A 10,438-nucleotide genomic window follows, 5' to 3' on the forward strand; every position below is an offset into this window, starting at 1 on the left:
ACCTCGATGACACGTTCGAGTTCCTCAATCAGATCCGCAAGAGCTCAAGCCAGCAGGAAATCTGTCGGCACCTGATTTCCTATGCCGAGCGGTTTGGCGCTAGAAACGTACTGGCAGGACCGATCCCGCCGCCTCGTGCGCTGAGGCGCGAGCAGATTGCGCATGTGCTGCTCGATGCCTGGCCACAACAATGGTCGGAACGCTATTTCTCCAAAGGCTACCTTTATCGCGACCCTACCATTCAGCTTGTGAAGCGTGGGGCCACGCCCTTCCGGTGGAGCGAAATCGATCAAGTTGCCACGGTTTGTTCCTTCGGCCGGCGGGTCTTGGCGGAGGCATCGGAGTTTAAGCTACGCGACGGCTTCACGATTCCGTTTGCGACATTGAACGGACAGGCGGTGGGATTTTCCGTTGCAGGGGAGAAGCTCGAGCCGGATCCGCACGACCGCCTCGCCTTTCAGTTCGTCGCCGCTTGCGCCTTCGGCTGCGCGGCCATCCTTGCAGATGGAAAACGAAGCTCGAAACCCGTGCGTCTGTCTCCGCGCCAGCAGGACGTCCTGCGCTGGGCTGCCGAGGGCCTTACCGTGGACAGGATCGCTGATCGCCTCAACATCAGCCGCAACACCGCAGACACGCATCTACGATCGGTGCGCGAGAGGCTCGGCGTGACAAACAACGTGCATGCTGTCGCGAAAGCTTTTCGCCTGGGGCTGATCAGCTAGCCTCACGCAATCGCGTGATGCCGCACCGGTTGGCGATAAACTATTGGGGTGGCCTCAAAACTGGAGGACAACGGGCTCAGCGACAGGATCGCAATTCATCCTGGCGCGAGGGCATACAACCCAGACCCCCATCGCCCATTCTGCGGGCAAGCCTCACGGCCCTTGCGGTCGCCGAATAGTCTTCGCACCTGGTCGTAGAGTATGATCTCCACATCGATCGGCTCGAGCACCGATCGGCAATTGGCGATCAGTTCGTCCGGCGCGGACGCGGCATAGAATGCCGCCGAAAACACCGCCGTACCGCAATCGACATCGCGCGGTTGGTATGCTCGATTCCATTCCAGGCTGGCCCGCATTCCGCGATCCGCAGCTCGGCCTCGTCGGCGGATGCGGCCAGCACAGGTTATTGCCAGGTTGAAAATGCGCAGTCAAAAGGGACGACTGGCCAAGGGCCGACTCGCGCCAGTTGCAAATCTGCGAAGCACCGACGCACGGCAGCCCTATAGAACAGTGTTTTTCTCCCCAAGGAGTCCGGCGTCGGTAGTGGCAGAGCCAATCGCTCTTGCCTGCAGGCCCGCCGCAACAAGCCGGTTCCGGAGACCGAGCCTGCCATTTGCCACGAAGCGACGGGTCATCAGAAGCCAGACAGAACCGCTTTTCATCGGCCGTATTCGATTGCTGGCGCAAACACGAGGCCGGACACAGCGAACGGAAACCACCAACACGTTTTCGGCGCTTCTATTCTAGGCCCGTCAATTCACGGCGCCAGAGCCGTACCCGAAGCTCTGTCGAGCGAAGTCCATAGCCTTCCCGGCTCGCTCGCCAGCTCCTTGAACTGGTTCGTCGTCTATCACTCGCCGAAAAAGCGGCCGCCTCTGACTTCGTGATGTCACTCGTTCAGGTTGTCGCATGTCCGACATTGTCGGCTATCGGACAACGCCTCCAAGGTCATAGCCGTTGCTGCAAGCGGCCTTTCCTTTGGCACGGCATTTGCTGGCCTATGGACAACCGGGGCTCCCGCCTCGGCGATCAGGAGAAATCATCCCAACCCAGCTCGCCAAACCCGCAGTCATGTCGACGTGATAGCGCGACCTTCCCTCGCCAAGGGTGTGGCCTGTTCCGTCGCCGCTTCTCCACAGTTCTTGCGGACACGAGCTTACCGCGCGCGTCGGATTTATCGGCCCGGCAGCGCATACCAACACATTCGGGGACGCCATGGCCTTTTTTCGACTCAACTCAGCCTTGGTGGCTAGCGCCCCTGTGTCAGGAGGTGCCGACTCGGGCCGTTGCTCGCCCGCAAACCGACTTGTCGGCGTTGACCTGGCGCGCGGATTGGCTGTGTTCGGCATGTACGCCGCACATGTCGGACCCAGTCCAAGCGAAGGGGGCGTCACCGGCTTCTTTTTAGAACTCGCTCATGGTCGCTCTTCTGCGCTCTTTGCCTTCTTGGCGGGGTTCTCCCTTGTCCTTATTTCTGGAAGAGTCCCAAAGACAGGACAAGCAGGTCGCCAAGCTGCCACCAAAATCGTGATACGCGCACTTCCTGCTAATTTTAGGTCTGCTGCTGAAGGCCACCGGAACGTGGGTGGCTGTGGTCCTCGCCTATTACGGGCTGTGCTTTTTGCTGGTTCTTCCACTCTGCCGGCTGGATGCGGTCACCCTTGCAGCCATAGCGCTTTCGACGGCACTTGTGTCTCCTCAGCTGGCATTCCTGATCAACCAGATGATGGATGAGGAGATGGCCTTTGACCCTTTCGTCACCCTGTTGCTCAGCGGGATGTACCCTGCCATCACATGGATACCATTCATCATCGCAGGCATGGCAGTCGCACGTCTGAATCTGACGAAGGTGACCACCCGCCGGTGGTTGGCGACCGCTGGAATAGCGCTTGCCGTCCTTGGATATGGAGGGTCTGCGCTCGCATTGCACTATGTGCCGGGGGTCGCACAGACGATCACCGCGTATGGTGGGGACGTGGGGGATCTCTGGTGGTCGGATGCGGGAGAGTGGTTCCGCTCGTTCGAGGCCGGGCCCGTTTGGTTGTGGGTGGCCTCCCCTCACAGTGAGACCACCTTCTCGATCCTGGGGAACACCGGCGTTGCCCTCCTGGTTCTGGCGATCAGCCTGGCCGTTTCCGACACGCGTCTTCGCGTGCTGACCGGTCCAATCGTGGCTGTCGGTTCCATGTCCTTGACGGCTTATGTCCTGCACCTATGGGGAATTCGGCTGCTTGGAATAACGGAAGAGCCAGGATCGTCACTCTACCTGCTGGGAGGCTTCGTGCTCGCAACCAGTGCGTTCGCAATGTTATGGAGGCGCGCGTTCGGCCAAGGTCCGCTCGAGGCGCTGATGGGCAAAGCCGCAGACCTGTCTCGCTTCGTGCCTTAGCACTGCGTCAACCGAACAGGATGCGCGAGATCCGCGGCCATTTGAGGAGCTCCTGCGGTTCCACTACGCCGAGAACTGACCGGCATGTCGGATAACTTTTCGTGTCGATGCGACGGTGGCGCGAATAGCCGCTGTTCATACTCGTGTGGGAGCCTCAGAATCGATAGGACGCAACATCCATGGATAGAGCCTGCCGAGTGACGAGATCCGCCCTGATCCGCGTGGCAGCCGCGTGGGTCCGCCGAGATGCCCATGACTTGTGGCGTAGTAGACGCCCCTGGTCTTCGTGGATCGCGAGATACCGGCCCGGGTTGGGCAGCACCGGCCTATGGCTCATGCATTCGCCCGTTCTGGCCACTTGAATTCCGGAGCGAGCCCACCTTGTCGTTCCGGGATTCCGGCCGGCATGTCGACCTGCAGCCCTCGCGCTCCGTATGATGGCGGGGCCGGCTCTGCCCGGCCACACGCTTCGGGTTCGGTCGCCGCGCTCCGTCTCCAGAGGGATCGGCTCGGCCATCCGTCGACAGCGGTCTGGTGAACCGTCGCTGCGGGGCCGGGCGGCGATGCGACGGGCATCTTCAGATCGTACCCGGCGAACCAACGTCTCCCCGTTCAATCCCGCTGACTGTGCTACCCCCCTTGACCGTGCCCCCGAGCCGTTCGAAAGCCTCGACTATGGGCCATTACCGCACCGATAGGGATCGCGGATCGAGTGGTTCTGACGGCCGGCTCCAAGTCACTGAAGGCGTTCGCACCAAGCCTCCCGCGAAGCAGAAGCGCTGCCGCACCTCGATATGCTCTCGTCAGCGTGGAATTCCACGGCGTCGCTATAGAGGCTAGGACAGCCTTCGCGGGTCAGCGCTTTAGAGACGCCTGCACTAGATGTTTGATCCCAGGCTTTGATGCGCGGCTGGTCCCAGGAAGCGTGTACCCCCACCTCGATGCCAGCCTTCGGCGGGTAGTTGTAGAGTATGATCTCCACATTGACCGGTTCGAGCACGGACCGGTAGTGGCCGATCAGTTCGGTCGCCACGGGCGTGACTTGATTCCCAGAAAACAACACCGCACCGCAACCGAGATCGGCGCGCGGTTGGTATGCTCGATTTCCATCCCAGGTGAAGGCCGTATTTGTCGCATATCCGACAGAGAACGACCCGCTCGCGGGAGAGGCGCGGGGTTTGAGGCGTATGCTTCGTTGGCAGCATCGGTGAGGCTTTAAATCGATCAGGGGTGACGGACGGCCATCGGCCTCCGAGCATGAAGTGTCAACCTTCAGCTTGAGAGGAGCATCCGATGACCGTCCCTACGCATCCATCCGGCAGCGCACTTCGCGAGCGCATGATCGAAGACATGTCCATGCGCGGCTTCACCGAGGATACGCGCCGTGACTATATCCGTTGCGTGAAGGCGTTTGCAGCCTTCATCGGGCGGTCGCCTGATACCGCGACGGCTGAGGATCTGCGGCGTTTCCAACTGCACCAGACCGAGAGCGGCATGCGGCCGCCGGGGATCAATAGCTCGGTCTCGGCGCTTCGCTTCTTCTTCACCGTGACGCTCGACCGGCCCGATCTCTCGCGCCGTCTCACCATCATCCGCCAGCCGCGCAAGCTGCCGCTGGTGCTGAGCGTCGAGGAGGTGGCGCGGCTGCTCGAAGCCGCACCAGGTCCGAAGTACAAGGCCGCGCTCGGCACGGGCTACGGGGCGGGGTTGCGGGTGTCGGAGATCGTGGCGCTCAAGGTGAGTGACATCGACTCGACGCGCATGCTGATCCGCGTCGAGCAGGGCAAGGGGCGCAAGGACCGCCACGCCATGCTGTCGCCGCACCTGCTCGGGCTTCTGCGCGCCTGGTGGCGCGAGGGCAAACGCCGCGGCGTGATGCTGCCGCGGGGCTGGCTGTTCCCGGGCCGCAACCCGATCACGCCACTTTCCACGCGGCAGATGAACCGCGCCGTTCATACGGCGGCGGAGGCCGCCGAGATCAAGAAGCGGGTAACGCCGCACACCCTGAGGCATTCCTTCGCCACACATCTCCTGGAGCAGGACGTCGACATTCGCGTCATCCAGGTCCTGCTCGGCCATGCCCGGCTCAATACGACCGCGCTCTATGCCCATGTCGCCACCAAGACGATCCACACCGTGATGAGTCCGCTCGACCGGATCAGCCTGCTCACAGAGGGCGAGATACGACCGGACAGGTGACGCGGCGGCGATGCGCCGCCCGTCCCTGGAGGTCGCCGACATCTTCCATCGCCATGGCGCCGCCTGGCGCGCGGCCCAGGCCGGCCATTTGAGCCTCGGCCAGCTAAAGGTGATGTCGGCGATCGAGACCTGCCGCACCGCGGCGCTTGGCGGTCACGTCGAGGCGTGCGAGGACTGCGGCCACCGTCGCATTGCGTATAACAGCTGCAAGAATAGACACTGTCCAAGGTGCCAAGGCGCGACGGCAAGGGAATGGCTCGCCGCACGCGAGGCCGATCTCTTGCCGGTCGGCTACTTCCACGTCGTCTTCACGCTGCCGGCCGAGATCGCCGGTATCGCCTATCCCAACAAGGCGGTGATCTACGACCTGTTGTTCCGCGCCGCCTCGGAAGCGATGCTTACCATCGCCGCCGATCCAAAACATCTCGGCGCCCGCATCGGCATCACCGCCGTGCTGCATAGCTGGGGCTCGGCGATGACCCATCATCCGCATGTCCACATGATCGTGCCCGGTGGCGGCATCTCGCTCGATGGTGAGCGTTGGGTGTCCTGCCGGCCCGGCTTCCTCCTGCCCGTGCGCGCGCTCTCAAAACTGTTCCGGCGGCTCTTGCTGGCGAAGCTTACTGATGCCCATGCCGCCGGCCGGCTGAGGTTCTTCGGCGACAATGCTGGCCTCGGCGACAAGCGCGCCTTTGCTGCCATCCTGGCACCGCTCAAGAAGAAGAACTGGTTCGTCTACGCCAAGCCGCCCTTCGCCGGACCCGAGGCCGTGCTGGCCTACCTGTCGCGCTATACCCATCGCGTCGCCATCTCCAACAGCCGCCTGATCACGCTCGACGAGACCGGCGTGACGTTCCGCGTCAAGGACTACCGTCGCAACGGGAAGGAGCGCTACCGGACCATGACGCTGGAAGCGGGCGAGTTCATCCGCCGCTTCCTGCTCCATGTCTTGCCCAAGGGCTTCCACCGCATCCGCCACTACGGACTGCTTGCCAGCGCCAACCGCAAGGCCAACATCGCGCGCGCTCGCGAACTTCTCGCCGCGCCGCAGCCGAAGGCCGAATGCAACGGAACGGGCGCCGATGCCGCCACGCCATCGGATTGGCGGCCGCCATGTCCATGCTGCGGCGGCAGGATGATCGTCATCGAGACCTTCGAACGCGGCGGCGACCGCGCCCGCGCGCCGCCATGGACGAGGGCGCCATGACCACAAACCGCTCTTCATCGCTCCGCTTACCCGCCGAGGGCTCTGGTCGTCGGCGGCCCGAGGCGATCGTGCGTCTCCGGCCGATCGCATGTCCCGCACCATCTGCAGCGCCGAAACCGCCCGCTCTTCAAGGGCCGCTTCGCAATGCGCACAGCCATCGCCAGCCCGTCGAGCTATGCCTGCCCACCCACCAAGCCCATCGGTGCGGTCACAACGGACCAAGCCGAACCGTCAAATCCCCATAGACTCGAAACCGAGATCTCCACCCCGCGGGTTCCTTCCCTGGAGGCTTCCGGACGCCGGCCTCGGAGCCACGCCATCTCAGTAGAGGGCCGGCATCCGAAACCCATCACAATGTCGGCCATTGGACAGCGCCTCGACAATCGTATTCGTCGCATTGAGCGGGCTTTCACTTGGCGCGGCATTTGCAAGCCAGATTGGCAACGAGCCTGCATATCGGCTCAGGAGAAACCATCCCAGCTCAGCTCGCCAAACCCGCGGTGGAGTCCGGGGACCGGAAGCAGAATGACCGGACCTACAGTCAAGGAGTAGCCCATTGACCCTTCGCAGAGGACGCGAGTTTTTAGCATGAAGAGCCAGAATGGCGGCAATCCCAAAGCTCCTCAACCAGCTGCTGCTTGTCACAATACGTCCTCGTTACCGCGTGCGTGTTCAACGAAGGAGCAGCTCAGTTCGCTTCGCGTCCTAGGCCTGTTTATCGCGATGGTGTGGCGCACAGGCCCGTATCTGACCATCTCGTCATTGCTGCTGAGGCTAGTCGATGCGCTGCTTCCCGTCAGCACACTCTATGTCGGCAAGCTGATCATCGACGAAGTCGTTAAACAAATCCCATCGGGGGCGCCCACCCTGTCCGAGTTGATTCATGGCGACCGGTTGGACTGGCTTGCACTGTTGATGGCGGCGGAGTTTGGACTCGCTGTGTTTGCAGACTTAGTGAGCCGCGTCGCCCGTCTCGTTGACGGTGTACTGGCGGAGCGCGTCACCACCGCATCGAGCGTGCGTCTGATGGAACATGCCGCGACACTGGATCTGAAGGATTTCGAGGACGCCGAATTTCAGGACCAGCTCGAACGTGCTCGCGCGCAGACAAGCAACTCCATGACGCTGATGTCCCTTTTTGGCCAGGCAGCGGACATGGTAAGGGTGGTTAGCTTCGCCGCGGGGCTTCTCATTTTTGCTCCTTGGCTGATCGTTCTGGTGTTGGTCGCACTTGTGCCGGCACTTCTCGGCGAGTTCCATTTCAATGGGAAGAGCTACTCGCTCGATTTCGGCCGCATGCCCCAACGGCGCGAACATAGCTATGTACGCGAAACGGCAGCCAGATGCGAAACGGCCAAAGAGGTCAAGATTTTCGGCTTGAGCCGCTTCCTCATCGATCGTTATGTCCAGCTTGCCAAGCAGTTCTACACCGCCAACCGCAAGCTGGCGGTACGGCATACGATCTGGAGTGGTGTATTCACCGCCATCGGCACGATGGCCTATTATGCTGCTTACGCTTACATCGTGTGGGGGGCGCTACAGCGCAACTTCAGCATTGGCGAGCTTACGTTCCTCGCCACTTCCTTCCTGCAGCTGAACTCGCTCCTGGAAGGGCTACTGTTCAGGTTCGCGCAGACCGCCAACCAAGCGCAGTACCTCAGGGACCTGTTCTCCTTCTTTGAATTGAAGCCTGAAATCCTGTCGCCCGAAAACGCGCTGTCCGTGCCTTGTCCAATCCGAGAAGGCTTCGTCTTCGAAAACGTGGGATTCAGATATCCGGGAGCGGAGCGCTGGGCAGTGCGCGGTCTCAGCTTCACGCTGCGGGCCGGAGAGGTGTTGGCGCTTGTTGGGGAGAACGGCGCCGGCAAGACCACGCTGGTTAAGCTCCTGACGCGCCTCTACGATCCCAGCGAGGGCCGGATCCTTCTCGATGGGAAGAATTTGCGCCAGTACGATCTGGATGAACTGCGCAATTCGATCGGCGTGATCTTCCAGGATTTCGTTCGCTACAATATGACTGCGAGTGACAACATCGCGGTTGGCCGGATCAAGGCGCGCGAGGATAGAGATCGCATAGAACGCGCCGCCGAACGCAGCCAAGCCGGCCAAGTCATCGGCAGGCTGCCCGGCGGATATGACCAGATGATCGGTAAGCAGTTTGATAATGGCGTGGAGCTGTCAGGCGGCGAATGGCAGAAGATCGCCATTGCTCGTGCCTACATGCGCGATGCCGAGCTATTGATCCTGGACGAACCGACGGCCGCACTGGATGCCCGTTCGGAATCCGAGGTGTTTCGGCGTTTTAAGGAACTGAGCAAGGGCAAGACATCGGTCCTAATTTCCCATCGTTTTTCCAGCGTGCGGATGGCCGATCGCGTTCTGGTGCTGGCCGACGGGAAAGTTGAGGCGCAGGGTACACATGAGGAACTTTTGGCGCAGTCCGGTCGCTACGCCGAACTCTTCGAACTCCAGGCGGCGGGCTTTCGATAGGCGGCTATTGGCTCGTCAGGGTTGAACCGCCCTTCCAGAGGTCCAGCGTGCTCTTCTCAAAGTGCAATCGGGGGCGCCAGATTCCAGGGTGGATAGTGCGCTGCTATTTGACAGAGTGGAGGTGTTCGCCCGGCGCTCGGAAAACATGCCGACGGTAGCTGACAACCGACGAACCACGCCATCCGCACAGGTCTTGGTGCAATTTTTCGCCTTGATGGAATGCGTCGATCGACGTGAGCGAGCACCTCCGTCTCCTTGCTGCCCCCCAAGTTGCGCCCGCACGGACCGCCCCTACCTTGTGCAAGCCTTGTTCCTGGCTATATTACTGGAAACAGATGGAGGCCACCATGGGAAATTCACAGAAGCGTGCCATCCAACATTACCGCTCCCGCCTTGCCCAGCGCGGCTTAGCGCGCTTCGAAGTACTCGGTCGGGACGCTGATCGCGACCTGATACGATCGCTTGCCCGGCGCCTGTCGGAGGATACCCCCGAAGCGTCAGAGCTTCGCGCGACCGTGAGCAGGTCGATCGCTGGCGAGCCACCCAAGCCTGGCCGAATCCTCGCCGCCTTGCGGCGTTCGCCGCTGGTGGGCGCGGACCTCGATTTTTCCCGGCCCCATGAAGAGGGGCGCAAAGTCGACCTGTGACGCGCTACCTGCTTGATACCAACATCATCAGCAATGTCGTCAAACCGCGGCCATCGGAATCGCTCGTGGCATGGATGTCGTCACAACGCGACGAGGATCTGTTCATCGCGTCGCTGACGCTTGCGGAGATCCGCCGCGGTATTTTGGAGAAGCCGCGAGGCAAAAAACGCGACGCGCTCGACAAGTGGTTCTCGGGGTCTGAAGGGCCGCAGGCGTTGTTTGCGAACCGCATCCTCTCGTTCGACGACAAGGCGGCGCTGACCTGGGCGCAGCTGATGGCGAAAGGGAGAGCGGCCGGCCAGCCACGTAGCGGGCTCGATATGATCATAGCCGCTGTCGCCGATGCGAACGATTGTGTGGTGGTGACGGACAACGAAAAGGACTTTGCGGGACTGCAATTCGTCAATCCGATGCGCGGAGCCGTGTGACGCACTGGCGGGTTAGCGAAAGCTCGGGAGGGCAAGGTGCCGGGACTCAGATACAGGGCTCACTCCAGATCCGGTGCGCGCTGCTCAGTTCGCTTGCGCCAGCCGTATGGATTGTCGCAGGTCCAGCTACCCGTTGTGCCAGGGATTGACTCCGATCACGCTGAAAACAACATGTCGGATATACTCGAAGTGAGCATAGGCGGAGGCAATTCGCTGTCTTTCCCGGGCACTGCGTGACGCCTTGGGGGAACTGATCAGTCTCGGTCGGCCCGCTTGGCGGGGTATCTAAACGATTGCCGAGCTCAACTGCAGCAACATCGCTCATTGATGGAACGAGAATCGAGGACAATTTTTGG

The 10,438-nt window shown here is 61.6% G+C and carries 9 protein-coding genes; 7 read left to right on the forward strand and 2 right to left on the reverse strand.

Annotated elements, in window-relative coordinates:
• A partial coding sequence (locus ACWUKX_RS30455) for a helix-turn-helix transcriptional regulator (protein WP_456010375.1) occupies positions 1–722 on the forward strand: 722 nt, incomplete at its 5' end.
• Positions 723–817: 95 nt separating this feature from the next.
• Here ACWUKX_RS30455 and ACWUKX_RS30460 read toward each other — a convergent pair.
• Positions 818–1,078 carry a hypothetical protein gene (locus tag ACWUKX_RS30460; RefSeq protein ID WP_456010377.1) on the reverse strand — a complete coding sequence of 87 codons (261 nt, stop codon included), beginning with the start codon at positions 1,076–1,078 and terminating at the stop codon, positions 818–820.
• Positions 1,079–2,307: 1,229 nt separating this feature from the next.
• Between ACWUKX_RS30460 and ACWUKX_RS30465 the strand changes: the two genes are divergently transcribed.
• Entirely contained in the window at positions 2,308–3,111 is an 804-nt protein-coding gene (locus tag ACWUKX_RS30465) for a DUF418 domain-containing protein (RefSeq protein ID WP_456010379.1), read from the forward strand.
• A 736-nt stretch (positions 3,112–3,847) separates the two neighbouring features.
• On the opposite strand, the gene ACWUKX_RS30470 is transcribed toward ACWUKX_RS30465, so the two are convergent.
• Complete coding sequence (locus ACWUKX_RS30470) at positions 3,848–4,144, reverse strand: hypothetical protein (RefSeq protein ID WP_455841700.1); 297 nt, start codon at positions 4,142–4,144, stop codon at positions 3,848–3,850.
• A 260-nt stretch (positions 4,145–4,404) separates the two neighbouring features.
• Between ACWUKX_RS30470 and ACWUKX_RS30475 the strand changes: the two genes are divergently transcribed.
• From ACWUKX_RS30475 to ACWUKX_RS30495, 5 genes are all read left to right on the forward strand, one after another.
• A complete protein-coding gene (locus ACWUKX_RS30475) occupies positions 4,405–5,310 on the forward strand; it encodes a tyrosine-type recombinase/integrase (protein WP_456010381.1) in 906 nt (301 codons plus the stop codon).
• Positions 5,311–5,320: 10 nt separating this feature from the next.
• Positions 5,321–6,517: an IS91 family transposase gene (locus ACWUKX_RS30480; protein WP_456010382.1), complete on the forward strand. Its 1,197-nt coding sequence runs from the start codon at positions 5,321–5,323 to the stop codon at positions 6,515–6,517.
• Positions 6,518–7,105: 588 nt separating this feature from the next.
• Positions 7,106–9,007 (forward strand): ABC transporter ATP-binding protein, encoded by a 1,902-nt coding sequence (locus tag ACWUKX_RS30485; RefSeq protein ID WP_456010384.1) that lies wholly within the window; start codon positions 7,106–7,108, stop codon positions 9,005–9,007.
• Between the two features lie 347 nt (positions 9,008–9,354).
• Positions 9,355–9,654, forward strand: coding sequence for a hypothetical protein (locus tag ACWUKX_RS30490; protein WP_027155985.1), 300 nt, complete (start codon positions 9,355–9,357; stop codon positions 9,652–9,654).
• Entirely contained in the window at positions 9,651–10,082 is a 432-nt protein-coding gene (locus ACWUKX_RS30495) for a PIN domain-containing protein (RefSeq protein WP_456010386.1), read from the forward strand. The genes ACWUKX_RS30490 and ACWUKX_RS30495 overlap by 4 nt, the downstream gene beginning before the upstream one ends.
• Positions 10,083–10,438: the final 356 nt, after the last annotated feature.

It is taken from the genome of Mesorhizobium sp. f-mel (genome assembly GCF_053850215.1).

Excerpts from the sequence above, each read along its gene's own strand:
- ACWUKX_RS30460 (WP_456010377.1), bottom strand. The coding sequence starts at position 1,078 with ATGCGGGCCAGCCTGGAATGGAATCGAGCATACCAACCGCGCGATGTC.
- ACWUKX_RS30475 (WP_456010381.1), top strand. The coding sequence starts at position 4,405 with ATGACCGTCCCTACGCATCCATCCGGCAGCGCACTTCGCGAGCGCATG.
- ACWUKX_RS30480 (WP_456010382.1), top strand. The coding sequence starts at position 5,321 with ATGCGCCGCCCGTCCCTGGAGGTCGCCGACATCTTCCATCGCCATGGC.
- ACWUKX_RS30485 (WP_456010384.1), top strand. The coding sequence starts at position 7,106 with ATGAAGAGCCAGAATGGCGGCAATCCCAAAGCTCCTCAACCAGCTGCT.
- ACWUKX_RS30490 (WP_027155985.1), top strand. The coding sequence starts at position 9,355 with ATGGGAAATTCACAGAAGCGTGCCATCCAACATTACCGCTCCCGCCTT.